The organism is Lentibacillus saliphilus (assembly GCF_019093865.1).
GTDB classification, from domain to species: domain Bacteria; phylum Bacillota; class Bacilli; order Bacillales; family Amphibacillaceae; genus Lentibacillus_B; species Lentibacillus_B saliphilus.
In genome coordinates, this window is sequence record NZ_JABJXD010000005.1 from 146908 (window position 1) to 171699 (window position 24792).

The 24792-nt window shown below is 41.9% G+C and carries 29 protein-coding genes; 21 read left to right on the plus strand and 8 right to left on the minus strand.

The features are described from left to right. The first annotated feature begins 4 nt into the window (after positions 1 to 4). On the plus strand, positions 5 to 1315 hold the full coding sequence (locus HPC67_RS10360) for an amino acid permease (RefSeq protein ID WP_217587584.1): 1311 nt from the start codon (positions 5 to 7) through the stop codon (positions 1313 to 1315). A gap of 32 nt (positions 1316 to 1347) precedes the next feature. Here HPC67_RS10360 and HPC67_RS10365 read toward each other — a convergent pair whose 3' ends face one another. Both HPC67_RS10365 and HPC67_RS10370 read right to left on the minus strand, forming a co-directional pair. Then, positions 1348 to 2100 (minus strand): YqcI/YcgG family protein, encoded by a 753-nt coding sequence (locus HPC67_RS10365; RefSeq protein ID WP_217587585.1) that lies wholly within the window; start codon positions 2098 to 2100, stop codon positions 1348 to 1350. 178 nt (positions 2101 to 2278) lie between these two features. Next, positions 2279 to 2911: a LysE family translocator gene (locus tag HPC67_RS10370; RefSeq protein ID WP_217587586.1), complete on the minus strand. Its 633-nt coding sequence runs from the start codon at positions 2909 to 2911 to the stop codon at positions 2279 to 2281. 509 nt (positions 2912 to 3420) lie between these two features. Here HPC67_RS10370 and HPC67_RS10375 point away from each other — a divergent pair. The 15 genes from HPC67_RS10375 (at position 3421) to HPC67_RS10445 (ending at position 14904) form a co-directional block, all read left to right on the plus strand. Then, positions 3421 to 3912: an RNA polymerase sigma factor gene (locus tag HPC67_RS10375; RefSeq protein WP_217587587.1), complete on the plus strand. Its 492-nt coding sequence runs from the start codon at positions 3421 to 3423 to the stop codon at positions 3910 to 3912. Beyond that, entirely contained in the window at positions 3905 to 4495 is a 591-nt protein-coding gene (locus HPC67_RS10380) for a hypothetical protein (RefSeq protein WP_246569961.1), read from the plus strand. Before HPC67_RS10375 ends, HPC67_RS10380 begins: the two co-directional genes overlap by 8 nt. Beyond that, positions 4496 to 5227 (plus strand): YfjL-like protein, encoded by a 732-nt coding sequence (locus HPC67_RS10385; RefSeq protein WP_217587589.1) that lies wholly within the window; start codon positions 4496 to 4498, stop codon positions 5225 to 5227. 40 nt (positions 5228 to 5267) lie between these two features. Next, positions 5268 to 5717 carry an ASCH domain-containing protein gene (locus HPC67_RS10390; protein ID WP_217587590.1) on the plus strand — a complete coding sequence of 150 codons (450 nt, stop codon included), beginning with the start codon at positions 5268 to 5270 and terminating at the stop codon, positions 5715 to 5717. Positions 5718 to 6658: 941 nt separating this feature from the next. Continuing rightward, complete coding sequence (locus HPC67_RS10395) at positions 6659 to 7690, plus strand: S66 family peptidase (protein WP_217587591.1); 1032 nt, start codon at positions 6659 to 6661, stop codon at positions 7688 to 7690. 70 nt (positions 7691 to 7760) lie between these two features. Continuing rightward, complete coding sequence (locus HPC67_RS10400) at positions 7761 to 8039, plus strand: hypothetical protein (RefSeq protein WP_217587592.1); 279 nt, start codon at positions 7761 to 7763, stop codon at positions 8037 to 8039. Next, positions 8023 to 8316 carry a type II toxin-antitoxin system RelE/ParE family toxin gene (locus HPC67_RS10405; RefSeq protein WP_217587593.1) on the plus strand — a complete coding sequence of 98 codons (294 nt, stop codon included), beginning with the start codon at positions 8023 to 8025 and terminating at the stop codon, positions 8314 to 8316. Before HPC67_RS10400 ends, HPC67_RS10405 begins: the two co-directional genes overlap by 17 nt. 140 nt (positions 8317 to 8456) lie before the next feature. Beyond that, positions 8457 to 9200: a MerR family transcriptional regulator gene (locus HPC67_RS10410; protein WP_217587594.1), complete on the plus strand. Its 744-nt coding sequence runs from the start codon at positions 8457 to 8459 to the stop codon at positions 9198 to 9200. 107 nt (positions 9201 to 9307) lie between these two features. After that, positions 9308 to 9487 (plus strand): hypothetical protein, encoded by a 180-nt coding sequence (locus HPC67_RS10415; RefSeq protein ID WP_217587595.1) that lies wholly within the window; start codon positions 9308 to 9310, stop codon positions 9485 to 9487. A gap of 156 nt (positions 9488 to 9643) precedes the next feature. Continuing rightward, positions 9644 to 10915 carry a BaiN/RdsA family NAD(P)/FAD-dependent oxidoreductase gene (locus HPC67_RS10420; protein WP_217587596.1) on the plus strand — a complete coding sequence of 424 codons (1272 nt, stop codon included), beginning with the start codon at positions 9644 to 9646 and terminating at the stop codon, positions 10913 to 10915. Positions 10916 to 11660: 745 nt separating this feature from the next. Further along, positions 11661 to 12392, plus strand: a complete 732-nt coding sequence (locus HPC67_RS10425) for an ABC transporter ATP-binding protein (protein ID WP_217587597.1) — start codon at positions 11661 to 11663, stop codon at positions 12390 to 12392. A 28-nt stretch (positions 12393 to 12420) separates the two neighbouring features. After that, on the plus strand, positions 12421 to 13857 hold the full coding sequence (locus HPC67_RS10430; protein ID WP_217587598.1) for a hypothetical protein: 1437 nt from the start codon (positions 12421 to 12423) through the stop codon (positions 13855 to 13857). Continuing rightward, entirely contained in the window at positions 13841 to 14128 is a 288-nt protein-coding gene (locus tag HPC67_RS10435) for a hypothetical protein (protein ID WP_217587599.1), read from the plus strand. The genes HPC67_RS10430 and HPC67_RS10435 overlap by 17 nt, the downstream gene beginning before the upstream one ends. Positions 14129 to 14259: 131 nt before the next feature. Next, positions 14260 to 14652 (plus strand): metalloprotease family protein, encoded by a 393-nt coding sequence (locus HPC67_RS16000; RefSeq protein ID WP_425514315.1) that lies wholly within the window; start codon positions 14260 to 14262, stop codon positions 14650 to 14652. 6 nt (positions 14653 to 14658) lie between these two features. Further along, the gene (locus HPC67_RS10445; protein WP_217587601.1) at positions 14659 to 14904 is read left to right on the plus strand and encodes a hypothetical protein; all 246 of its coding nucleotides are present in this window, start codon (positions 14659 to 14661) and stop codon (positions 14902 to 14904) included. 146 nt (positions 14905 to 15050) lie between these two features. Here HPC67_RS10445 and HPC67_RS10450 read toward each other — a convergent pair whose 3' ends face one another. After that, positions 15051 to 15536 carry a hypothetical protein gene (locus HPC67_RS10450; protein WP_217587602.1) on the minus strand — a complete coding sequence of 162 codons (486 nt, stop codon included), beginning with the start codon at positions 15534 to 15536 and terminating at the stop codon, positions 15051 to 15053. Continuing rightward, positions 15533 to 15745: a helix-turn-helix transcriptional regulator gene (locus HPC67_RS10455; protein WP_217587603.1), complete on the minus strand. Its 213-nt coding sequence runs from the start codon at positions 15743 to 15745 to the stop codon at positions 15533 to 15535. Before HPC67_RS10455 ends, HPC67_RS10450 begins: the two co-directional genes overlap by 4 nt. Before the next feature lie 421 nt (positions 15746 to 16166). Here HPC67_RS10455 and HPC67_RS10460 point away from each other — a divergent pair, with 421 nt between their 5' ends. The 3 genes from HPC67_RS10460 to HPC67_RS10470 are packed head-to-tail and all read left to right on the plus strand — an operon-like array spanning position 16167 to position 19320. Next, positions 16167 to 17351 carry an O-antigen ligase family protein gene (locus HPC67_RS10460; protein WP_217587604.1) on the plus strand — a complete coding sequence of 395 codons (1185 nt, stop codon included), beginning with the start codon at positions 16167 to 16169 and terminating at the stop codon, positions 17349 to 17351. Next, positions 17348 to 18496, plus strand: coding sequence for a glycosyltransferase family 4 protein (locus tag HPC67_RS10465; protein WP_217587605.1), 1149 nt, complete (start codon positions 17348 to 17350; stop codon positions 18494 to 18496). The genes HPC67_RS10460 and HPC67_RS10465 overlap by 4 nt, the downstream gene beginning before the upstream one ends. Beyond that, positions 18493 to 19320, plus strand: a complete 828-nt coding sequence (locus tag HPC67_RS10470; protein WP_217587606.1) for a polysaccharide deacetylase family protein — start codon at positions 18493 to 18495, stop codon at positions 19318 to 19320. The genes HPC67_RS10465 and HPC67_RS10470 overlap by 4 nt, the downstream gene beginning before the upstream one ends. Positions 19321 to 19422: 102 nt before the next feature. Here the strand turns inward: HPC67_RS10470 and HPC67_RS10475 are convergent, their stop codons facing one another. The 4 genes from HPC67_RS10475 to HPC67_RS10490 all read right to left on the minus strand — a co-directional run bounded on the left by HPC67_RS10475 (position 19423) and on the right by HPC67_RS10490 (position 23064). Further along, positions 19423 to 20046 (minus strand): carboxymuconolactone decarboxylase family protein, encoded by a 624-nt coding sequence (locus HPC67_RS10475; protein ID WP_217587607.1) that lies wholly within the window; start codon positions 20044 to 20046, stop codon positions 19423 to 19425. A 75-nt stretch (positions 20047 to 20121) separates the two neighbouring features. Then, the gene (locus tag HPC67_RS10480) at positions 20122 to 20463 is read right to left on the minus strand and encodes a MarR family winged helix-turn-helix transcriptional regulator (RefSeq protein WP_343327835.1); all 342 of its coding nucleotides are present in this window, start codon (positions 20461 to 20463) and stop codon (positions 20122 to 20124) included. A 447-nt stretch (positions 20464 to 20910) separates the two neighbouring features. Next, positions 20911 to 21687, minus strand: a complete 777-nt coding sequence (locus tag HPC67_RS10485; protein ID WP_217587608.1) for a tyrosine-protein phosphatase — start codon at positions 21685 to 21687, stop codon at positions 20911 to 20913. Positions 21688 to 21702: 15 nt separating this feature from the next. Further along, entirely contained in the window at positions 21703 to 23064 is a 1362-nt protein-coding gene (locus tag HPC67_RS10490) for a tyrosine-protein kinase domain-containing protein (protein ID WP_217587609.1), read from the minus strand. A 153-nt stretch (positions 23065 to 23217) separates the two neighbouring features. Between HPC67_RS10490 and HPC67_RS10495 the strand changes: the two genes are divergently transcribed. Next, entirely contained in the window at positions 23218 to 24141 is a 924-nt protein-coding gene (locus HPC67_RS10495) for an NAD-dependent epimerase/dehydratase family protein (RefSeq protein WP_217587610.1), read from the plus strand. 1 nt (position 24142) lies between these two features. Further along, entirely contained in the window at positions 24143 to 24778 is a 636-nt protein-coding gene (locus HPC67_RS10500) for a sugar transferase (RefSeq protein WP_217587611.1), read from the plus strand. The last annotated feature ends 14 nt before the right edge of the window (positions 24779 to 24792 follow it).

Below are 24792 nucleotides of genomic sequence, written 5' to 3' on the forward strand. Positions count from 1 at the left end.
TTCTGTGGGTGAGGAAAAAGACGAGGGGCAGCTGAAATGGTGGCAGCTATCGCTTCTAGGAATTGGCTGTACAATTGGGACCGGCTTTTTTCTCGGGTCAGGTATCGCCATTCAAAAAAGCGGACCGGCTGTATTAATCCCCTTTATTTTAGCTGCGATTGGCACATATATCGTTTACAGCAAGCTGGCGAAGATGTCGGTTGAAGATGCGGACGCAGGCTCATTCCGCTCCTATGCGAAAAAGGCGTTCGGAAAATGGGCTGGCTTTAGTAATGGCTGGATATATGCGTTATCCGAGATGTTGATTACTGGAAGTCAGCTAATGGCTTTAGGGTTATTTACGCAGTTTTGGTTTCCGACCATATCATTATGGATATTGGTTGCAATCTATGCGGGTCTGGGACTAGCCGTTATTCTTACGGGTATGCAAGGGTTTGAGAAATTCCAGAACATTTTTGGTGCTGTGAAAGCTGCAGCCCTTCTCATGTTTATCATTGTCGCTGTCGTCATTATTGTTAAAGCGATGACAGGCAATGGTGGTGGAACTGAGCTGGTCGAACATAATCGCCCTTTTTTCTCAGAAGGTGTGTCAGGGATTTGGCATGGCTTGCTCTATGCGTTTTATGCATTCGGCGGCATAGAGGTGATGGGCTTTCTCGTTGTTGATCTCAAGGATAAACAATCGGCACCAAAAGCGGGCCGGGTCATGCTGATCGTGTTAACCGGTATGTATGTCGCATCCATTGCAGCAGTGCTTGCGCTCGTCTCATGGCAAAATGTGACCGCCGATGAAAGCCCCTTTATAACGGCGCTCAATGCGTATCAAATCCCGCTCGTTGATGATCTTTTAAACGGCGTTATGATTGTCGCTGGTTTCTCAACGATGGTGGCGTCTATGTATGCCACTTTAACGATGCTAACATCTCTTGCGGAGGATCATGATGCACCGCCTGTTCTTGCGAAAAAAGGGAACTGGAAGGTGCCGATACCAGCTTTTTTGTTTACATCAGCAGCTGTCATTGTGTCGGTCGTAATTGCGCTTTTACTCCCTGATAAAATCTTTGAATACGTCACAACAGCGGCTGGTCTGATGCTCATTTTTAATTGGGCGTTCATTTTAGTGACATTCAGTAAGTTAATGACCCCGTCGCGTCTTGAGTGGGTACAAATAGCAACAGGTCTCCTCATTATAGGCGCAGCTGTATCAGGCACCATCACAGAAGGCGTAAGCAGAATCGGCTTAATCATTAGTGGCGGATTTCTTGTAATCATAGCCATAGCAACTTGGCTTCGGTATCGAAAATCGGACAGCTGATGAAGGAACTTTTGGCGTTCCTCCATCAGCTGTTATTTTTTAATCGGGGGTTGCTGCTGCGGGTGAAAAGGACAGCGAGACGGACTCGAGTCATCGTCACTAATAAAATACTGCTTCCATTCATAGTTATCCGCTTGACCGTACCATTTTAAATCAGGATGACCAGGCATGCCATCGTAATCGACGAGCCGTTTCCGAATGATGTTTTTCATTTTGCGACCAAACTCAGTCGATCCATTGAGCTCATCGAATACCCATCGCGGCTGAAAAGCAATGAGTAAGCAAGGGAAATGACGGCTCTGGCGGTCGATATGAGCCGGTGTCGCACAAAAGGCGAAGTAAGGCTCTCCTGCAAAGGAAAATTCCCACTCGTGATGCTCAGGATCTAGCGGAATGTGAGCCGGCCAATCAGATTCATCCAATGCAGACGTTTGACTAAGAATCGACCAAAATAATGACCGATAGTCCTCAATATCATGCTGTTGCTGGAACGCGTCGGGGGTGTGAATAAAGGCAACCAATGATGTATAAGAACCACACTCACGAGAGACATCACCGTACGCCTTTAATGCGTGCGCCAGATCATCGGCCGCTTCTAGTGGGCTGGGATCTTCTATAAAGCTAAACCGCAGCTGATTTTCCAGAAACCCTAGACGAGCCGGAACACATGGATACGTGTTTGTATCAGCGAGCATTGATTCAAACGCATGGTAGGCTGCCTGCTGCCAGTCTGGAAGGGCGTCGAGCTCTGCCTCCAAGCCCGATTTGTCATAAAGTAATTCCATTCGGCTAACCTCCTCATATGACAGCATATTAAAGAGGAGGTAAATGGGTGCATGCCCGAGTTTAAACAGAGGCATAATATCAAAATGCGCTTGTGAATTGTGGGAAAAACGTTAGCGCTCCTCGAAATGAACGTCGCGAACGCCAAATGTATGTGCCATGAACGAAATAAGTCTTACATCAACGACTCATCAGCATTTGCACGCCTTCATAGCAAAAATACATACCAAAGCCGATCAGCATCAAGCCTGCGCCGACTGTTATCCCATATAAAACACGTGTAGAAAAGAAACGCCTGAATGAGCTTGCAACGCCCGCCATAAATAGATCCCAAACGAGAATGCCAATAATAATGCCACTACTATATAAAAGCAGCTGCTGATGACTGTACATCCCACTCGTTTTGGCAAGTACCGCGCCATATATGCCGAGCCAAAAAATGATGTTAAGCGGATTAGAGATGGCAATTAAAAACCCTGATCTAAACGCCTTTTTTATGGACGATGTATCAACTTCAGCCTGATTGCGCAACTTCTCCTTAGCCCCGACGATCGTTTCAACACCCGTATACGTTAAAATAAAACAGCCGAATAGCCAAAGAAATGTTTTCATGAGTGGCGTCGTGAGAAATTGATAGACACCGAAATATATGAGCCCCATGAACAATAAATCGCCCACCATGGCACCGACGCCGACAATCCAAGCGTGGAGAAATCCGTGATGAATGCCCTTGTCCAATTGTGCGGCATTAATCGGCCCTACTGGTGCAGACAGTGATAGTCCCAGTAGGATATAACCAAAATATAAACTCATTTAAACCGGCCTCCTGACATAATTCCTGTTAAAGTATATTCAGCAGCACCGGCTTGTACGACTATTTTTTTGCTAATGATTGCGATTGACCTATTAAAATCATTGCACAAAATGCGTGTTTACTAGAATGCTTGTACAGCATTTTGGCAATATCAAAGACGCGTTCACAAATCTGCGAACACGTCTTTTATAAGGTGGGCGTTACTCAAAACTCATATCAATTTCCCTCTTATCGCCCTTTGCGATCTTCGGCATACGTACTTCAAGAACGCCAGACGGGCTAATAAACATGGTATATTTAAAGAGATTGAATCTATTTAATGTATGAATGTGTGGCCTTCATAATTTTTTCCAATTTATTGTGTAACGAAACGACACTTCATGGTACTAATAAATGAAACAAAGACATGATCCGATGAAAAACAGACCAGTCATTGAGGATGAATGATTCAGCACCCACCCTTAAACACCAGCCTAGAGATGATGATTACAGCAAAAAGGAGAGGCATATGAAACTCGAGTCGGTATATGAAAACATACAACCACGTATATATGCTTTTTTCCTTGCGAAGACCTCGAATCGGCAATTGGCCGAGGATTTGACGCAGGAGGTGTTTTACGAGGCGGTCAAAGGGATGGGCACGTTTAACAATGGGTCAACTCTAGAAACATGGCTGTTCGCTATAGCTAAGAACCGTTTGAAAAAGCATATTCGCTCTCAAACATATCAGCGCCGGCTCAAGCGGCTGCTCACGAAAGAAGAGCGCTTCGAAGTGTCACCAGAAGAGTCCTTGTTGCTAAAGGAAAAACAGAGCCTTGTCCTTCAACAGATTAACACGCTAGATGACATGGCCCGGGAAATAGTCATTCTTCGCGTATACGGCGCGTTATCGTTTAAGGAAATTGGACAGCTCGTGAATCAGACGGAGACGTATACAAGAGTTACATTTCACCGTGCGAAATTAAAATTGCAAAAAGAAATGGAGGATTATGATGGATAAATATGTGCGTTCAATCGTCGAGGATTTGCTGCCGCTATACACAGAGGATCTTCTGCAAGACAGTACGAAGGCGTGGGTTGACGAACAGCTCAAGGAGGATACCGAGCTTAGAGATCAGTTAACACAGGCCGAGACCCCTTTAATAGATCAAGAAGAGCAGGATTCAACAGTTGATTATGCTAAAATGATCCAAAAAACAAACCGCAAGCTTGCATTATATCAGCTTATTTTTGTGGCTTTATCGTTTTTCCTTGCCATCAAAACCTCTTTATTGAATGGTAGCTTTGAATTTATCTTGTGGTATACGTTATTAGGATTCCTCACCTATGTGTTTTATAAAGATATGAAAATCGTGTTTTACATGTCGTTTATTCCAATATTTATCTGGTCGTTTGGCGTCAGTGTGAGCGATTATATCGCAGGGGAGATCGATCTGAGTGTCATAAACATGTCGTTTGTCGGATTTTTCCTATCGTCTGCATGGGGAAGCGTAATCATCGCTGGCTTTCACTATCTGTTTGCGTTAATTGGAAGTACGATCAGCTTACTCATTGTCAAAATTAAAGCGGAGGAGGGGAATTGAATGAAACTGAAAAAAATGATCTTGATCATCTTGGCAGCGATTCTTTTTGGCGGTGTATTGTTCTTTTATAATGCGTTTAACGGAAATCCCATTAGTAAGCTGTACGCAAAACGCGTTCTCGACCAGCATTTGGAGGATGCTTATCCAGACGCAAATTTTTCTATTAATGATGGCTTTTACAATTTTAAAGATGGTTCATATAACTTTGATGTGACGGAGCTTGGTGAAGTAGAGGAATATGACCAACCGAATACGTATGATATGAGCGTTAGAGGGTTTTGGAAGCCTGAAGTGCGGTTTGATGGCATTTATAATGACAGTCTGGACGAATCTTTAATGAAAAAAATGAGTTATTTTGCCGAAACTGAGCTACTAGAGGTGTTGTGGGCATCTGTTCCGTCGGTCAAAACGATTAGTGTGCGCATTGAGATTCAAAAGGGTGATTTCGGTGATGACGTAGAATGGGATAAAGATTTACAATTCACGAAGCCAATGGGCATGCATATTCATTTGGATGCGACTGATCATGATGAAGCAGCGGTTTTAAGGGATGCTCAGATGATCCAAGAGACGCTGAACACAGAAGGGTATAACTATGAATCGGTAACGATCAATGGCAACACGTTCGGTCAGGAATACAAGGATGATGGCATGGGGCCACTAAGATTTAGCGCATCGTTTACACCCGATACACAAATAACGTTAAAAGACATTGAAACGATTGAGCAATAATTGGGGGGAACATATATGTCAAAGAGGAAGGAAGACGAACATGAATGATGCGGCACAGAGCTACTGGAAGACATTTTGGAAAAGTGAGCAACCACCGACCCACGTTGAAGCGTGGCAATTCGGAGATGACGCCGATTATTTAGCACAGCTCGTCATCGACGGCATTAAAACAGCAACATGTTCAGCACATGTTCTATATGAAATCGAAGGGGAAGCCCTGCCGGCTGTCGGCGATTACAGCATTATTTTAAACAGCGTGGACGAGCCAGTTGCCATTATCGAGACGACGGACGTCACAGTCATGCCAATGAACGAGGTCTCAGAGGCATTTGCAGCTGCAGAAGGAGAAGGTGACCGTACACATACATATTGGTGGACCACACACGAACGCTTTTTCACAGAAGAACTAGAAAAAATCGGTCGCACCTTTTCCGAGGACATGCTGCTCGTCTGCGAACGGTTTAGATTGGTTGACGTGAAAGATCAATGACTGTAGCGCACAGGCTGGCAGGCGCATATCACGCATGATGTCCGCGCCCCGGCGCATATATCCATTGTGAGCCGCATATATCGCGCTCCCCACGCATAAATGCAAAATGAGCCGCATATATCCCGATCAGCACGCATATATCGAAAAAGCGCCGCATCCCGGGCCATGCAGCCGCATATCCCGCCTGGCGCAGCGCCCAGCACGAGAGCCAAAGAGGAAGAGCGCCCCGGCGCATATATCCGTTGTCAGCCGCATATATCGCGCGCCCCACGCATAAATGCCAGATGCGCCGCATATATCCCGATCAGCACGCATATATCGAAAAAGCGCCGCATACCGGGCCATGCAGCCGCATAAACTGCAAAATAGCCGCATATCCCGCCTGGCGCAGCGCCCAGCACGAGAGCCAAAAAGGAAGAGCGCCCCGGCGCATATATCCGTTGTGAGCCGCATATATCGCGCTCCCTACGCATAAATGCGATATGCGCCGCATATATCCCGTTCAGCACGCATATATCGAAAAAGCGCCGCATCCCGGGCCATGCAGCCGCATAAACTGCAAAATAGCCGCATATCCCGCCTGGCGCAGCGCCCAGCACGAGAGCCAAAAAGGAAGAGCGCCCCGGCGCATATATCCGTTGTGAGCCGCATATATCGCGCTCCCTACGCATAAATGCCAGATGCGCCGCATATATCCCGTTCAGCACGCATATATCGAAAAAGCGCCGCATACCCGTCCGTGCAGCCGCATATCCCGCCTGACGCCCGCGCCCAGGTGCAGTCCTCAAGCCTAAAATCAAAAAGGAATTTGAACCGATTGGATACTTCCTTCTTAAGCTTTGAACTGCCATATCTTTATTTGCAAGATACATAAAGGCGAACGATCATGATTTTTCCCACATAATAGCAATTCATCAAAACAACAAAAAGGAATGATGTCCATGTTGATCAAACCAAATAGACTTATGCCTGGTGATACGGTGGCGACAGTTAGTCCGTCATGGGGCGGTGCTGGGGAAGAGGGATTGCGTTGGCGTTACGAGCAAGGCGCTGAACGTTTGCGAGATGTATTCGGTTTAAACGTTGTTGCCATGCCGAACAGTTTGAAAGGTGAACAATATGTATACGACCATCCAGAGGCGCGCGCAGACGATTTAATGCAGGCGTTCCAGGATGACAGCATAAAGGCGATCATTGCAAATATCGGCGGAAGTGACAGTATTCGCCTGTTGCCCTATATCGACTTTGACGTCATTCGTGACAACCCAAAAATAGTCATGGGTTATTCTGATGTGACGATTGCACATTTGTTTTGTCTTAAAGCGGGCGTGTCATCCTTTTACGGTCCGGCCATCATGACAGATTTTGCCGAAAATATTGAGATGGATTCGTACACCGTTGAGCATATTAAACGGACGTTATTCTCGAACGAGGCGATCGGACAAATTGATCCAGCTAAAGAATGGACGAGTGAGCGTTTAGAATGGGATATCTTTAACAAACATACAAGACGTAACATGCAGCCAAATAAGGGTTATGAGCTGCTTCAAGGGTCAGGTACGGTCAGCGGTCGTTTAATCGGCGGCTGTATATCAGTGCTGGAATTTGCTAAAGGAACCGCGATCTGGCCAGAACCGTCCTATTGGGAGGACAGCATATTATTCTTTGAAACGTCTGAAGAAATGCCTGATCCAACGTCAATGGTTTATTGGTTCAGAAATTATGCAGCGCAAGGCATTTTACAAAAAGCCAATGGCATCATTGTTGGCAAGCCTCAAAATGAAGCATTTTATGATGCGTATAAAACAGCGATCAAAACCGTTATGAAGGAGTATGGTCTAGAACATGTGCCGATCTTATACAATCTGAATTTTGGCCATACCGAACCGAAAATCGTGCTGCCATACGGTGCGCGGGCAGAGATCGATTGTGAGAAAATGACGTTTGCGATTTTGGAAAGTGGCGTTGTTTAGAGAATACATGAATAGTGTAAGATGCCAATATGGTATAATAAGAAAACGACAGTATAAGGTGGTGTGTTGAGTGAGTGTTGATCGGGAAGAATTGAAACGATTGATCGACCACATGCATGAAGACGACACAGCTGAGGTATTTGATTTTATTGGTTATTTAAAAGTGAAACGAGAAAGGGAAGCGATCAATCAATTAGATGTAGAATCGTTTTCTGTTGATCAAGAACTTATACAGCAAGTAAGGAAAAGTCAGCTAGAGCGAGAAAATGGAGAAATATATGATAAAGAACGAGGGTTTGAATATCTCAATTCTCAATTAGAGGAATATGAGCGTGGACAAGACTTATAAGGTGTATTGGTCGAAAACAGCATTAAATGAATTAAGTCACATTCTTGCTTATCCTCCAGAAGTCAAAAAGCGTATTTATCTCGAATCATTCTCTAGACTATCTTTTATGCCAACTTTAACTGCTAAGCAAATAACAACTGGTCCTTTGAAGGATTACTGGATTAGGTTAGGCTTGTATCAAGTCATATTAGTGTTTCAGGTAGATGAAGATGATGCAATTGTCTGGGTTGATGGTATAAAGCATAAAAGAGAAAATGCTTATTGGAATCGAAAATGAGTGATTATCTTATTAATAGAGGAAAATTCAGTTTAAACGGATACCAAGCTCTCAAACAGCTCGGTATCTTTTTTTATAAAAATAAGTTGACTCTCACGTTACGTCAGGCATTAAAGTAATAAGTGAAGGAGGTCGTGTCGATGACAATGAAGGTCAAGGACGTGTCAGAGCTTGCTCGTGTGAGTGTACGCACGCTGCATCATTATGACGAGATCGGTTTACTCGTCCCTGATGAGGTGTCAGATGCCGGGTATCGGCTGTATTCCGATGCCAATCTTGAACGCTTGCAGCACATTTTATTTTTCAAGGAGCTCGGCTTTCCGTTGAAGGAAATCAAGACGATGCTAGATAATCCGTCATTTGATCGGGAGGAAGCACTCCGTCTCCAGAGAAACATGCTCGTTGAGAAGCGGCGACATTTAGACAGCATGATTGATACGATCGAGCGCACGATCCAATCGACGAAAGGAGAGATTCAATTGACAAAGCACGAGCAGTTTAAAGGGTTTCATTTTGACAAAGATCCTTATGAACAAGAGGCCAGAGCGCGCTGGGGTGATCAATCCGTTGATGCCTCTAAAGACAAACTCGGCCGTTTGAACGAAAAGGAGCAAGACGAATTGTCCACACAATGGGATGCTTTATTTAAAAAACTTGCCGAATTACGCGACGAAGCACCTGACTCAGAAGATGTGCAAGCAACGATCGGCGAATGGTATACCTTTTTAAACGCCAATTTTGGAAACTACTCGCCTGAGGCGTTTGCTGGGCTCGGACAGCTTTACGTGGCAGACGAACGGTTTACGGAAAACATCGATCAATATGGCACAGGTCTTGCTCAATTTATGAGCGAAGCAATGGCGGTATTTGCAAAGAAACAATAACAAAATCCCACTCAATCAATCAGCTCGTTTCTTTTAAAAGGAACGAGTTATTTTTATGGAAAAATATGGTATATTGGAAGAAGGGTGAAATAAAGGGGGAATATTAATTGAAAAATATACTTTATGTGTTTTATGTAGCGATTTTAGCTGTAATTTCTGTCATAACGCAAGAAGTTGTCACCTTTATTATGCTTGGCTTTATTTTGTTGAGCTTAAATAATATTCATAACGTGCTAAAGCGGCTGCTTGATGCCCAGACAAATACGCAAAGAAAAGACCATACATAACGCTCATTTTGAACAGATTTCACTACGAAAACAAGACATAACGCATCCACCTCTTGACATCCTTCCTCACAACCATGAATATAAGAACAGGGTCAGGCAAGGTGATATCCTAGCCGACATGTAATATACCAACATCAAGATAAATGAGGGAAAACGATGAACTATGACGTGATTATCATTGGCGGAGGTCCTGCCGGCTTAATGGCATCTGTTGCAGCAGCTGAAGGCGGCGCCTCGGTTCTATTAGTAGATAAAGGTGAAAAACTAGGCCGGAAGCTGGCAATATCAGGTGGCGGACGCTGCAATGTAACGAACCGCATGCCACTTGATGAATTAATTAAGCACCTACCCGGAAATGGGAAGTTTTTATATAGTGCGTTATCGAGTTTTAACAATGAGGATATTATTGCATTTTTTGAAGGGCTCGGTATTCCTTTGAAGGAAGAGGATCATGGCCGGATGTTCCCTGTGACAGACAGTGCCAAGTCCGTTGTCGGTGCCTTGTTAAACAAAATCAAGCGCTTGAACGTTGAGATCAAGGTGAATGCACCGGTGGCAGAGGTCCTTTATGACGATGAACGCGTCCAAGGCATCCGTCTCAAATCCGGTGAAACAGTCCATGCAAAAAGTGTAATCGTTGCCGTTGGCGGAAAATCGGTACCAAACACCGGGTCTACGGGTGATGGCTATGCTTGGGCAAAAAAAGCTGGCCATACGATTACCGAGCTGTACCCGACAGAAGTGCCACTGACATCAAGTGAGCCGTTTATTAAACAAAAAACGCTCCAAGGCTTGTCGCTGAGTGACGTCGCCTTGACGGCTTTCACGCCAAAGAAAAAGGCGATTAAAACGCATCGCTGGGATATGCTTTTTACTCATTTTGGCGTGTCTGGACCAGCGGCCTTACGACTTAGCCAATACGTCGTAAAAGCATTGAAAAAATATAACGCCGATTATATTACGGTCACGCTTGACGTGCTTCCAGACGATGGTGAAAACAATGTCTTTGATCGCTTAATGGCTACGGCTAAAAAACAACCCGACAAGGCCATCCGTAATGCTTGGAAAAGCTTTGCCCCGGAGCGGTATTTGCTGTTTCTCCTCGAGCATATCGACCTTGATGTGAAAACAACCTATCATCAGCTGCCAAAGGATAAGGTTCGCGCCTTTGCTCAAATGCTGAAGGCGTTTCCGATTAAAATTGATGGGACGTTGTCGATTGAAAAAGCATTTATCACGGGTGGCGGCGTGTCGCTTAAAGAAATCCATCCGAAAGCACTGGCATCGAAAAAAATGGATGGTCTCTATTTCTGTGGGGAGATTTTAGATATTCACGGCTATACGGGCGGTTACAATATTACATCCGCCTTTGTCACAGGCCACGCTGCCGGAACAGACGCGGCTGCTTCGGCGAAAATGACCGAGTAGAAAGTATTTAATTGAAAGAAGGGATGTTGTGCGAACGTCTTTTATGCTAGTCAAAACAAGAGCGACTAACGTCATATTCATTTAGTCAGTCTAGTGAATACACATCCCCTCAATGATCAATCGAACTAAAGCGTTGGTATCCAGTTCTATCTGGAAACAGCGCTTTTTTATTGCCATCACACAGACTCAAGGGCTTTGCTGAGATATCTAGTTTAAATATTTTGATAGATCAGAATACCTAAAAAGCGCTATCGTGATAAAAAAGTCCTTTTTGAGTTGACGATAAAACAATACATATTGCTCATTGATGAAACGTCATAAAGTTGCTACAATTAACTAAACTATCAAAATAGAATTATTAATTTAGAGTGGTCATTTACCAATTACGATTATCTAGCAAGACGTTATGATAGGAAAAATCACTCTTTGAGATAGATGTCTATATATCATCAACATATGAAAAGCTTCAGATCCACATCGATAAAAGTCCAAATGACATACCCCAACAATGTTGATCCATCCACAATACTCGCATACCAAACCAAACTAAATTTAGATATAAAAGTTCAAATCGCCACGCCTTCATGACCAACATCGTGTTGACTTGAGGCTCAAGCCGTGCCCGCGGAAAGCGTCCGCCTGCAGTGAAAGGTAACAGCGTTATAGCTGAATGTATGTTGAAAAATCACTTTGAATCAATAGGCTTAAAATCAAGGCCTAAATATACTATACGAGGAGTATTACAATGCTCGAAATTAAAAATATTTCCTTTTCATATGGCGGAAATACACCCGTATTAAACAATTTAAATATGAACGTTGAACAAGGGGACTTTTTGGCTTTAGTAGGTCCGAATGGTTGCGGCAAAACAACCTTAATTAAGCTCATCTGTGATCTGCTTGAAAAGCAAGAGGGGTCTATTAAATTTAATGGCATAGATAATAGTGATTTTAAAGTAAAAAATCAAATTTTATATTTACCTAGTGATGATATATTACCAGAGTTTCTCACAGGTCGAGAATATATCAAGCTCATGCATAATATGTATGAAAGCGCAATCGATCAGACATACCTTGATAGCTTGACTCAATATTACGCGTTTGAAGCTGCACTAGATATTTTAATTGAAGAATACTCAAATGGCATGAAGAAAAAAATACAACTCATTGCAGCAATGTTAATAGCACCTGAGGTATTAATTATCGATGAGACGTTGAATGGCATTGATGTGGAATCACGTGAGATTACAAAACTATTATTATTAAATTTTTCAAAGCAAGGAAAGACGGTCATCATGTGCTCCCACGACTTGCATTTGTTGGAAGAGATATGCAACAAAGTGGTGGTTTTGTATGGTGGAAGGATACATACAGAAAAAGACATGGATGATGTTCGGGGATCATCAAGCTTGTTAGCCATTTTTAGAGAGATCATCGACCACGAAGATTTAAGAAGCGAAATTATGTCCTCATTATAAAAATTTTGAGATATAGGTGGCCGTATAAATGAGAATACATTCTATTAAACATTTAGTTCATTTGTATAGTGTGTTTTTTGTTCGTAAAATATTGAGCTTTGGAGTATTGAAAAACCCTATAATCCGAGTGCTGATGTTGATTTCATTTGTCGTTTTGCTCACCTTTATTTCTTTTTCAGTGTTTGTCTTTTTCTCTGAAACATTGCAAACACAAGAAGTTGTTTTGTTTTTATTAAATACGTATTCAAGCACGATTGTACTCTGGACAATCGTTGTGACAATCTTTCTTAAACTTGTTTTTTCTAAGGTAGATGGTTTTTTAAGAATGACGACTAATTTTCCGATCAGTAGTAAAGAACGTAATTTCTCCGTCTTTATTTATGAAACTTTAATTTCCTTCATCGTTATTTTTCTAATTTCCTTCTCTGTCGTACTATCTATGATTTTAGTCCACCAATTTGCATTTATTGATGTTTTAATTGTTAATTTATTATATGTAAGCACATTAAGTTACTTGATGTTACAGGTTATATCTAAGCTTGTGTCATTTGCTTGTGTGTCTTTCCGAATTCCTAAGTTGTTTCATATCATTAATCTTTCGGTTTTAGTTTTTGTTTTTGCGGTGTTTTTCAATGAATCTCAGTTATTAGTAACAGGGTTGGCAAATGATTTACTTCAAGAGACGAATGAAACGAAGAGCATTCTGTTATTTTTACAGCAATTTCATCAAGATCATGGTTTGATGTTTACGACGCTCGTATATCTTAGCAGTGTGATCGGTTTAATCGCTTTAATTATCATGATCCCAGATCAGTCCTACATGGCTAGCACGAAACATGTTCGGCTATTAGGGGGATTCAAGACGATTTCTATCATTAAAGCCTATGTTATCAGTGCGATCCGTAACATTAATACGTTAAACACAGTCGTGTTTGTATATTTGGCGGCAATCATTTTAATGGTCTTTGATCTAAGTGATTACATATTGTATACGATTATCATGATTGCTTTTAATAGCATTTATAGCTTTACGCAATCGCAAAATTTGCGGCATATCATGTATCGGTTTAATTACAAGGCTTGGAAGGATTATCTTTACTTGCTTGCTTCACAATTATTCATAATCTATCTCATCTCTATACCTTTATTGATACTGGGCTTTTTTGTAATCGAGTCCTATCTTCAATTTATTATTCCATATATTGTTGTAACGTTTGGTGCACTTATATTTGTAATGGCGGGCATTTTATTTCCGCCGTATCATGATAATCCATTTTCAGTTGTTACAAGTGTAGCAGTGGTCACAATTCCCATTTTTATTATTGGAATATCACTTACGTTCTTGAATTTAAACCTGTTGTGGAATGTAGCAATTATGATCTTGTTTTATTTTGTAATTATCCATTTTAGCATTCAAGGATTAACACATTTGAAAAGGGGCGTTAGAAATGAAAAATTTGGTTAAGTATCTCAACAGCTTGGTTGCAGCAACGATAACGACATTAATTATTTTGACATCGAGCTTTATGGTGATGCTCTTTAGTAGTGGAGAGGAAGGATATAGAACATCCTATTTTGGCAGTATTTTTTTTAAAAGTACCCCTACACCTGAAGATACATTAGAGCTGGAGTTTGGTGTGGCGAACGGCGTTCCAATTGTGATAACTGTCGTCGTATTATCTGTGCTTTATTTTGTGTTGCTTAATTTGAAAAAAACACGAACTAAATCTTCATGAAGCACACATATCCAGTTAAGCAACTCACTTTTATGAAGGTTTTGGGTATCTTTATAGGTCATTATAAAACAGTGATTATAATGCTTGTTTTGTTTACGCTGCTCCCGTTATTGGTGGCGACAAACTGGGCTATGATCAGCTACATTATCCAATTTCATGTTATTTTATTTGGCGGTCTCTTTATTTCCTTTGTCATTCATGAGTATTTGCATATACGATTTTTAAGAAATGCCAGGAGAGACGGTCACGTAGAAATAGAATTCACGTTGACTAGAATATCCATTTATCCGAAATTCGAGTTAACGCCAAGGGAGATTGTTAGAGTTGCTATCATACCAATCATCATATTACCGATCATCGGACTTGCTCTCATTTTGCTGGCACAATTCATCCATCAAAGATTTCTCATGTTCACTGGTTATGTCTATGTGTTTCATGTTATTAACATTATCCCGCCACTGGGTGATGGGATGATGATAATAAAAGCTATATTGAACAAAAAATCTTCAATGGGAGGGGGGTGAAATGTAGTGGCATTAGTTAATCGTTTCTCACTATTTTTTGTACTCGCATTAGCTACATGGCAGGATAGTGTTAAGGCGCGCAAGGTGCAATTTGATGGCTGGTTTATCGTGTTACTAGCCGTACTTTTAACGCTTGCATTTACAATTTTTGCTGGTCTAACAATCTGGTGTCTCGTTTATCAGGGAGGATCTTTTTCTGGTAATTGGGAATGGCACAGATGGGGTGTCAGTGTAAAAGCTGAGTGTGTGTAATGGGGGGCCTTCTGAAGTTCGTATGACGAACTTCAGGAGGCTATTTATATGCAAATAGGAAAACGTTGCTTCCTATGATGCATCCTTCATGGATAGCATGAACCTTTTATACATTAATCATACAACAAAATCGTCGATGATGTTCTTTATTTTTTTATAAGCTTGGCGATGGAAACATAATATATGAGATAGTGAATGACTAAAATAAACAGAAGTACATATACGAGCATATTAGTCTTCAATTCAAAGGAGATCATGTGTAAAACAAATGCAACTAAGATTAGTGATGGAATGACTGTGGTGTAATATATATAGATGTTCTTCGTAGCTGTAGCGTATATAAATTTCGTGCCTTCGTCTTCTTCATTAATTTCTGGTGGTTTTAATGAAAATGCAGCTAGCTTTCCTTTGGTGTTTTTTTGAAAAAAATAAGAATATATGATGAGGAATGCAGAGTAACCAACGAAGCCAATTATGATGATCCCCATAAAGAGATCGACATCAAATCCGAATAACTTAACAATTGCTAGATTGGGATTCCTCATAACGAGATCGATATACCAAAAAAATAGTAATAAGGAAAAATAGAAGCATGCCATTATGAGTGGATGATAGAGCTTGAATTTGTTCATGAATCATCACCAATCTTCTCTTCCAATATAAATAAATCCTCTACTTTGCAATCAAACACTTTGGCACATTTTAAGGCAAGTAAAACAGATGGGAGCATCTTATTCTTTTCGATAAAACCAATTGTCTGTCGCGTTACTCCGATTCGTTTAGCAAGTTTTTCTTGTGAATAGTTATAACGTGCCCGATACTCCTTAACTCGATTTCTCATGATAATCTCTCCTGTAGACTTCCACTTTGTTCAATAAGAGAATTAGTAAAATGTTTAATGTAAAGGCGTAGGTATGCCTTGATCATGCATCCTCATTGCCTTCTATACAAAACCATATTGGTAGAAACATTCAAATAAAAATGATCTTTAAACTGTGTGGAAATGGATCGATTTTATAAAAAGCTACTTGGAAAAAATGAAACTACAACGATCTGATGACAACATTGTAAAGGATAGGTTGCAATTTGTAAAGTATATTTACGTATTTGAGAACATTTTGTGTTTTGTTCGTCACCAATATTGTTATGGCATGATCCATTCATTTGTGTAAGAAATCGAAACGAGCATAATTCATCCGTCTCATAAATATATATAGGACAAGGTGTGTTCCCAATTTCTTCCCAATGAAAGGATTAAACATATGGAAAAACCAAATCATCGTCTATTTCTCGTTATGATCATGGTGACGTTTGCGTTTAGTGGCTGGGTGAATGTTGAACCAGCTCTATTTGATTTGCTCCTCATTGGTTTGTTTGTAATAGCATGTTTGGCACGCCTGATGATGTTTAATCGTCCCCTCCTCTTGCCGCTCTTTCTTCTCTGGGCATACGTACTCAGTAACTTGTGGTCGATGTATGGTGTCGACCATTTTGGTGATTCATTCTATTATTTGGCCATTACAGGTTATTTAAACGTGCTTTGGTTCACCATCATCGGTGTCACCAATCGTTTTGGCGAACAGGGGAGAAACGCGATCATATGGGGGTATGTCGCCGCTGGTGTGGCGTCGGCTGTTAGCGGAATTGCTGCCTATTGGGGTGTGCTACCCCTACAAGAATTCTTTCTGTATCTCGGTAGGGTGAAAGGGTTGTTTAAAGATCCGAATGTATTCGGGCCGTTCCTCGTTCCAATTGCGATGCTGTCTATTATGCAATTAATTTCGGCAGTGAAACGGTCACATCAACTTTTCTGGTTATTTAGCTTCCTTGTAACGACCGTGGCGACGCTACTCAGCTATTCCCGAGCAGCATGGATGAACTATATCGTTTCGTTTTTATTGTTGTTCGCTTTACTCATATTAATTGGAAAAAAGAAAGAATCTGCTCGCCGCTTGCTTTATTTATTCGTTGGGAGCTGTGTCACCGTTGTGCTGTTGCTCGTCCTTTTAAATACAGAGACGGTTGGCGGCATGATGGCAGAACGCTTTAAACTACAAAAATATGATGAGGACCGGTTTGCTACTCAGACGAATATTCTTGATCACTTTGAAGACTATATGATCGGCGTTGGACCTGGGCAATCAGAACGACTGGCAAATTATGCCCCACACAGCCTCTATGTGAGAGTGCTCGGAGAAAATGGCATCTTCGGATTTACCGTATTAATGGGCTTTTTAGCACTAACCTTATTCCGGTCGTTTTATATGAGCATTTATACGAAGCACCGAATCGCGATTTTGTGTACAGCTTGTTTAGTCGGATTATATGTGAATAGCATCGTCATTGATACGCTGCATTGGCGCCATTTTTGGATATTGTTGGCGATTCCGTGGACATTTTCAACGGAGGGCTCACGCCTGACCACGTCGAAAGGGGGCACGTTATGAAAAAAGTATTGTTTGTTGCAACGGTTTATACGCATCTGGACAATTTTCATAAACCATTTATGCGTCTTCTACAATTAAAAGGGTACGAGGTGCATGCCGCTGCGAATTCGAATGAGGGCGGAATGGATGCGATTGAACAGCTCGATGTCGTCTGTCATGACATCTCCTTTGCCAGATCACCCCTCAGTGCCCAAAACAGGCGCGCGTTGAAGCAGCTTGCCACCTTGTTTCAAACACATGATTTTACATTAATCCACGTCAACACCCCGATTGCTGCCTTCTTATGTCGATATCAAGCACGTCGATATGATCAAGGCCAAATCCTTTATACCGCTCACGGCTTTCATTTTTATCAAGGTGCGCCGCTGATGAACTGGGCGTTATACTATCCGCTCGAACGATTGGCCAAAAGATGGACAGATGGTCTTATTGTTATGAATGAAGAAGATGCTGAACAGGCACAAAAAATGGGCTTCGTACGACACGAGGATCTGTTTTTTGTAAACGGTGTTGGCGTCGATGAAACGATTTATCGAAAGAAGCCCCGTATGACGGCGTCTGAAATTCGCCAGCAATTGAACATACCAGAAACGGCTTTTGTTGTTGTTTGCGTTGCCGAGTTTTCCAAAAATAAAAATCAGATCATGCTCATTCGTGCATGGGAGCGCCTCGTTAAACAGCATAAAGACATTCACCTTATTTTTGCAGGGAGTGGCGCGACAGAAGCTGAACTAAAAGAAGCTGTCACAGAGAAAAACATCCCCCACGTTCACTTTCTCGGCAAGCGATCTGACTTTCCGGACATTCTGCAAGCATCGAATTGTCTTGTTCTTGTATCCAAACGTGAAGGCTTACCTAAATCAGTAATGGAGGGCATGGTGTCTGGGCGCCCTGCTATCGTTACAAATGTAAGGGGATCACGAGATCTTGTGACGCATGAGGAGACTGGTTTTATCGTAGAGGTGGACGATGATGAAGCACTCGTTCAGGCGTTGCATGATTTAATGAGTAACGATGACCTGTGTACACAAATGGGAGAAGCAGCTGTAAGGGCAGTGGAGCCGTTCACCTTGCCACATGTTTTGGAGCATATGGAGCGGATATATAGAAAAATGCTGTCGGGGGATGGGGAGGTGTCATCTTGAAGTGGTTGCTGAGATATATTGTGAAGCTCGTGTTCATGGTGCCGATTGGTGTCGTTTATCAATGGATATTCAATAGGGGGCATCAGCCAGTGATTTTAATGTATCACCGTGTTCACGACGCGGTAGAGAAAGAACTGGCTATTAAAGTCGATCATTTCAAATGGCAGATGGCTTATTTACAAGGACATGGCTATCACGTCATTTCAATGGATGAGCTTGTCGAGCGAATCAAGACAAACCGAACAGCGGAAAAATATATCGTCCTCACATTTGATGATGGCTATAACGATTATGCTGAGGAAGCCGTTCCAATATTAAAGACGTATCACTATCCGTCGCTGAATTACTTTGTCCCTGGATTCATAGACACGGACAGACGGTATTGGTGGGATGAAGATCTTGACGGTGCACAAACGATGACATGGTCACAGATTGACGCGTTAAATAAAAATCCTCTCGTCACATTTGGAGCGCATACGATGACACATCCCGACTTGGACAAGCTTCCAGGGGAGGCCATTCAGCATGAGCTCAGACAGAGTCAACACGTTTTGGAGGCGCAATTGCACAAGCCCGTCTCTCACTTCAGCTATCCAAGAGGTCGAATGAGCCCAGAGGCTGTTGAGCACGTTCATCAGCTGTTTCAAACCGGTGTGTTGATTTTTTCTGGTATTCCCATTCCACAGGTCCATGCCAAACAGGATTTAGCCAGGCTCAAACGGGTACCCATTCAGCGGAGCGACGGCAAGCTATTGTTTGTTGCTAGAATCAAGGGGTGGCTCATTGTTGAGGAATGGTTGCGAAAGGTTTTTAAAGTTATATAGATGGAGGGGGTAACAGGCATAATCAGAACACTCAACCCCAAGTAACAGCAATTACTCGGGGTTATATCACACAAATTAGTTTTCACCAATCATTTCCTACTATCATCCAATTAGTTTTGCGTTCTGTTGTGCGTTGAAATCAATCACAGGGGCATTGAGCACGTTTGAAATTAAACTATGGATAAATGCAACTGGTAGAAGGGGAATAATGCTTAAGATCATCTTAATTTCATAGAAAAGATTTGTCTTTTCGATTTTTTTACCCTTCATGCGACTTCTAAAAGCACTTAATGGAATTCCATAGATATTCCCAATCATAATTGTACGAATGGCACCGAGTATGCCTAACGCTTTTTCAAGTCCATATACGTTGACAACACGATTCCATGCAACTTCAGTTGGCTGGCCTTTCATATCTGCATAATGCTGTGCAAAAACAATAGCCGTCATTTCATCAGCTGGAATTTCTTCCGTGACGCCTGATAGCAGCATCTGTATCTCCTTGTCGCTCATCCCTTCTTCTAGTGCGATTTTAGTATGCGCATATGAGCAGATTTCACAGCCGTTGACCTCTGTAACAGCGAGCATGATTCTTTCAATAAAATGTGAAGATATTTGATTGTTCTTCTTGTTCCGCTTCATATATTTAAACGTTCTTAAACCTTTATAAAGCGCAACATAAAATTCCTTTACGTTATAAATTTTGTTATATAACCTCTGTTCCATTGGGATCACATACCCTTTCTTTTTTTGTGAAGTTTGTCTATCACTTGTACGTACAAGTGATAGCTAAAAAATAAATTATGTCTGATCGCCCCTTTTTAATAGTTCATTTGATTCATAAAGTGCTTGTGCGATTTCATGACTTCTGTCCTCGCCCAAAATAGATGTGTATTGCTCTTGCAATTCATCAAAACACGCATCAATTTGTGCAGACAGCTGTATGCCTTTTTCAGTTAAATGGATATGTGATTCTTTCCACTCCGAGCGTCGATAAACTAAGTTTTGTTTTTCGAGTTTATCGATAAACCGTGTGTTTGTCGATTGTGCAATGGATAATTTTTCACATAATGCCTTTTGAGTGATACCGGGATACTGATTTACAATGACTAATAAATATACATATGTAGGTGACAGATCAATTTATGAGAAAACGTCTTCAGCAATCTTTGTCATATGCCGGGCAAAGCGATTCGATGTAAAATACAAACACATAGATAAAATGGATTCATCTACTTTCATGTCAGTCCCCCCTCACTTGTATATACAACTTACTAAAAAAATCATTAGAAGGCAAATCATTACCGTGCGCTTATTTTGAAAAAACGTGACATCATCAGGTGTTACGGTTTTTCTGAAGAAAAGAAAAAAAGAGCACTACATACTGCTCAATCCTTTCGGCATGTTAATAGCGTTTATCATGTCCGATAAAAATAAAACGTAACCCCTCTTGTGCTGGCAGGCCATTGAGGGGTTACGTTCCGGAGATTACAGAGAAACTGTATATTGACCAAGCTATTCTTCGGTTTCTTACTGGAGCTTCTTTGTTCTAATGAGCCATCACAAGCTTATAGGGGAAACGCCTCTATCCTACTTCATAAACACCTGCCATGACTTTCGGGTGTTAAACGGAATCGGTGGATGAATGAACAGACTTTGACCGTTTAACACAAGGCGCGCATTCTTTTTGAAATAAGCCGTATATGACAGTCCATACGTTTTTCGAACTGCTTTGTAAGCCGTCGTTAAAAGAAACGGCCGTTTTTCCACATGGTGGGCATCTGATGCAATAAGATGAACAGCGCGGTGCTGGATCAATTGATTGGCAAACTTACGAACGCTTCTCTGACTATGGTGTGTTAGGCTTCGGGCAGAAATTTGGACCAACGCGCCTTTTTCAATAAGCTGTACCAATTGATCTGGATTCTTTTGAAATGGTGGGTTTTTCTCGGCATGGGCGATAACCGGTATAAACCCTCTCATTTGCATATTGAAAAATAGATCCTCTATATAATGAGGGATTTGGGTTGTTGGCATTTCAATCAGAACGTAAGGTGAGCCATTCAATGATAACACCATTTCATTGGTGTTTAGGGCTGTATCAAGATCGGCAAACAGCTGAATTTCCATACCTGAATGAACCGTTAAAGGAATTTGCTGAGCGGCAAGCAGCTTATTGAACTGCTTCGTACGTTCTTTAATTGCTTCCACACTTGGTTGGGCATACCCCAAACGGAAGTGAGGCGTAGCAATGACGTCTGAAATCCCTTGCTTGACCGCTTGATGTGCGAGCTGAATGGCGTCTTCCTGTTGTGCTGGTCCGTCATCAATATCCCATAAAAGGTGGTTATGAATGTCAACGCTCATAAGTGTATCGCCTCCTTAATAATAGTAATCCTGTACATGCTTCATTTTAAAATTGTTTAAGATGACCCCAAGCACTTTGCTGTCAGATTGCGTAATGCGCTCAATCGCTTGCCTAGCATCGGGATAGCGCGTTGATTTTGAATCAACGACCATAACTGTGCCATCAGCGTGACCTGAAATGAGAGGCGTATCGGAAACAAAGGTCGGTGGACTGTCAATGATGATGATGTCAAAGTCATCTTTTAGTGCTGTGAGTAGTGCGTTTATTTTTGCGACGTTCAGTAATCGCGCTGAAAAAGGTGGCGGTGGTCCTGCTGTAATGATTGACAAATGCTCGATCTCACTTTCTTGTATGATGTCTGAAATAGGCATTTCATGAAATAAATAGGACGACATACCGACGTGATTCGGCAGCTGAAATGCATAATGACAAGAAGGCTTGCGTAAATCCATATCAATATAAAGCGTTCGTTTTTTACTGTTGGCGAACAAAAGCGCTGTATTTAAACTTGTTAACGATTTTCCCTCTCCTGGATTTGGACTTGTAAATAAGATCGTTTTCAGTGTTTCGTTTTTAATGAGATACAGTAGTGAAGCGGCTAGATTCTGATAAGGCTCGATCGGTGTCTTGTCCTGCCAGTGATGCATGAGCTGTTGTCTTAGGGCGTTTTGTGATGAAATGCTGTCTTCTGAAGCGGGCTTTGGGAGTGTTGGGATAACGCCAAGGACTGGCTGCTCTAGGTGTGTCGTGACAGCTTCTTCAGATGACAAAGACGTGTTGAAGATATGTTTAAGAAGAACAATGCCCATGGCGAATAGACCACCGATCAGTATACTAATAATCGTGTTAACAACAGGCTTCGGACAGATTTGCTTGGCGTCGGGATTGTATTCTGCTGGGCTTAATAGATGGACATTGTCGAGCTTCATCAACTCCGCTGTTCGTTTCTGGAAGGATTGGGCAATCAAATTCGCCGTGTTAACAGCCGTTTTCTGATCTTGATCCTCTACTTTTATGACCAATACTTGTGAATCATGCAAAGGCTCGACGGTCATTTTTTGTTTTAAATGTGCAATCGTTAATGAGTTTTCCAAATCGCTAATAACAGGATTCAAAACGGTTGGACTTTCGATGATGGCACGATACGTATCAATTAATTTCAAGCTGGAATCAATGTCTCCAGGGCTAGGGAGTGCTTGTCCGTCAGCTTGCTCCGTCGTAATGAGCAGCTCTGTTTTTCCCTCATATACGGGTGACATCACTTGATATGTCACAAACAAAGACATGCCTACCGTACTGATCATAATGATTAAGATTATCCAAATGTGGCGAAATAGAATCGCGGCAAGTGCTTTTAAATCGAGTGTCATATCCATCGTTAAGCTCCTCATTAATAGATTGATTATAGTATATGAAGGGCTTGGACAAACCATGTCGTCTTGATTGATATTTTCATAGAAAAATTCTAGGTCTAAACACCTAGTCTGTCTGCATACACTGTCTTATAGATATTCAAGGGGGACAGAGTCATGAACGTTATTGTGACTGGTGGGGCTGGCTTTATCGGCTCTATTGTATGCGACGAATTGATAAACGAAGGGTATAAGCCGATTGTCGTTGATAAGACGGCAATGACAACGTACGATCATCATTATCGTTTAGACATCTGTGATCCTGGATTAAAAGCTGTGTTTATAAAGCATCGGCCGAAGTATGTCATCCACTTAGCAGCACAAGTCGACGTTCAACAATCAATCCAAGATCCGCTGAACGATGCCCAGATGAATGTTATGGGCTTGTTAAATGTTTTAGAAAGCTGTCGATTAGCGGGTGTAGAAAAGATCGTGTTCGCGTCGTCGGCGGCGGTTTATGGCGCGCCTAAAACTGAAAAGATGGCGGAGGATCATCCGATTCAGCCGCTTTCTCCGTACGGCGTTACCAAATATACGGGTGAATTATATTTGCAGACATTCGCTTCCTTACATGGATTACCCTATACGATATTGCGATTTGCGAATGTGTATGGGGTGCGTGAACCTCATGATGAAACGGGCGTCGTCGCGGCATTTATGAATCAGTTTTTAAGAGGTGAGCGTCCTATCATTTATGGAGATGGGGAACAAACAAGAGATTTCGTCTACGTCCGTGATGTTGCCAGGGCGAGTGTTCTTTCCTTAAAAAAAGCAGAGAACACGATCTTGAATGTCAGTACAGCCGAACCTGTAAAGGTGAACGAGCTGTACACATATTTAGCGGAACTTCTTGGTATTCACGTGACGCCGCGTTACACGAATGAGAAGGTTGGCGATATTAAACAGAGTGTCCTTGCGAATGCATTAATTCAAAAAACGTTGAACTGGACACCAGCGTATGACCTGCGAGCAGGGCTGCACCATATGCGATTAAATTATGAAACACAGTATGATAGACGTCATTTAAGTGGAGGTGCATAGTATGCTAGGGACAGAACAGTCGTCACCGATCGCCTCTATGATTCATCAACCAGTTTTAAGCCGTCGTCATCAAGTGGTGAAGCGTGGTATAGATGTGGGCTTATCCATCATCTTGCTCTTTATGACGTTGCCCTTGTTTGTTCTTCTACTTTTCATCATCCCACTGACTTCTTATGGGCCACCGATTTATAAACAGATTCGCGTTGGAAAGGATGGGCAGCCCTTTTATATATTTAAATTTAGAAGTATGCGATGTGATGCGGAAAAAAAGACTGGTCCGATTCTGGCAATGAAGAATGATGATCGTGTCACACCACTCGGACGAATCATGAGAGCAACGCGCATAGATGAATTGCCTCAATTCATTAATGTGCTTATAGGACAGATGAGCTTAATTGGACCGCGTCCTGAAAGGCCGTTCTTCGTCAAGCAGTATTGTACCGGAATGCCAATTTATACGAAACGGCTCAGTGTGAGGCCAGGCATCACAGGTTATGCACAGGTACGAGGGACGTATCATACGCCAGTCGCTGAAAAGTTGTCCTACGACCTGTACTATATCGAGCATTATTCAATTTGGTTAGATATGAAAATTTTATTATTAACATGTGCGGTCATTTACAAAAGGACGTGCTAAAAAAGGGTGACAAT

Coding starts and splice junctions, on each gene's coding strand:
- HPC67_RS10425 (WP_217587597.1), top strand. CDS start 11,661: ATGCTCGAAATTAAAAATATTTCCTTTTCATATGGCGGAAATACACCC.
- HPC67_RS10455 (WP_217587603.1), bottom strand. CDS start 15,745: ATGAGAAATCGAGTTAAGGAGTATCGGGCACGTTATAACTATTCACAA.
- HPC67_RS10495 (WP_217587610.1), top strand. CDS start 23,218: ATGAACGTTATTGTGACTGGTGGGGCTGGCTTTATCGGCTCTATTGTA.
- HPC67_RS10385 (WP_217587589.1), top strand. CDS start 4,496: ATGAAACTGAAAAAAATGATCTTGATCATCTTGGCAGCGATTCTTTTT.
- HPC67_RS10450 (WP_217587602.1), bottom strand. CDS start 15,536: ATGAACAAATTCAAGCTCTATCATCCACTCATAATGGCATGCTTCTAT.
- HPC67_RS10500 (WP_217587611.1), top strand. CDS start 24,143: ATGCTAGGGACAGAACAGTCGTCACCGATCGCCTCTATGATTCATCAA.
- HPC67_RS10410 (WP_217587594.1), top strand. CDS start 8,457: ATGACAATGAAGGTCAAGGACGTGTCAGAGCTTGCTCGTGTGAGTGTA.
- HPC67_RS10465 (WP_217587605.1), top strand. CDS start 17,348: ATGAAAAAAGTATTGTTTGTTGCAACGGTTTATACGCATCTGGACAAT.
- HPC67_RS10475 (WP_217587607.1), bottom strand. CDS start 20,046: ATGGAACAGAGGTTATATAACAAAATTTATAACGTAAAGGAATTTTAT.
- HPC67_RS10390 (WP_217587590.1), top strand. CDS start 5,268: ATGAATGATGCGGCACAGAGCTACTGGAAGACATTTTGGAAAAGTGAG.
- HPC67_RS10380 (WP_246569961.1), top strand. CDS start 3,905: ATGGATAAATATGTGCGTTCAATCGTCGAGGATTTGCTGCCGCTATAC.
- HPC67_RS10395 (WP_217587591.1), top strand. CDS start 6,659: ATGTTGATCAAACCAAATAGACTTATGCCTGGTGATACGGTGGCGACA.
- HPC67_RS10490 (WP_217587609.1), bottom strand. CDS start 23,064: ATGGATATGACACTCGATTTAAAAGCACTTGCCGCGATTCTATTTCGC.
- HPC67_RS10430 (WP_217587598.1), top strand. CDS start 12,421: ATGAGAATACATTCTATTAAACATTTAGTTCATTTGTATAGTGTGTTT.
- HPC67_RS10485 (WP_217587608.1), bottom strand. CDS start 21,687: ATGAGCGTTGACATTCATAACCACCTTTTATGGGATATTGATGACGGA.
- HPC67_RS10420 (WP_217587596.1), top strand. CDS start 9,644: ATGAACTATGACGTGATTATCATTGGCGGAGGTCCTGCCGGCTTAATG.
- HPC67_RS10435 (WP_217587599.1), top strand. CDS start 13,841: ATGAAAAATTTGGTTAAGTATCTCAACAGCTTGGTTGCAGCAACGATA.
- HPC67_RS10375 (WP_217587587.1), top strand. CDS start 3,421: ATGAAACTCGAGTCGGTATATGAAAACATACAACCACGTATATATGCT.
- HPC67_RS16000 (WP_425514315.1), top strand. CDS start 14,260: ATGATCAGCTACATTATCCAATTTCATGTTATTTTATTTGGCGGTCTC.
- HPC67_RS10370 (WP_217587586.1), bottom strand. CDS start 2,911: ATGAGTTTATATTTTGGTTATATCCTACTGGGACTATCACTGTCTGCA.
- HPC67_RS10365 (WP_217587585.1), bottom strand. CDS start 2,100: ATGGAATTACTTTATGACAAATCGGGCTTGGAGGCAGAGCTCGACGCC.
- HPC67_RS10460 (WP_217587604.1), top strand. CDS start 16,167: ATGGAAAAACCAAATCATCGTCTATTTCTCGTTATGATCATGGTGACG.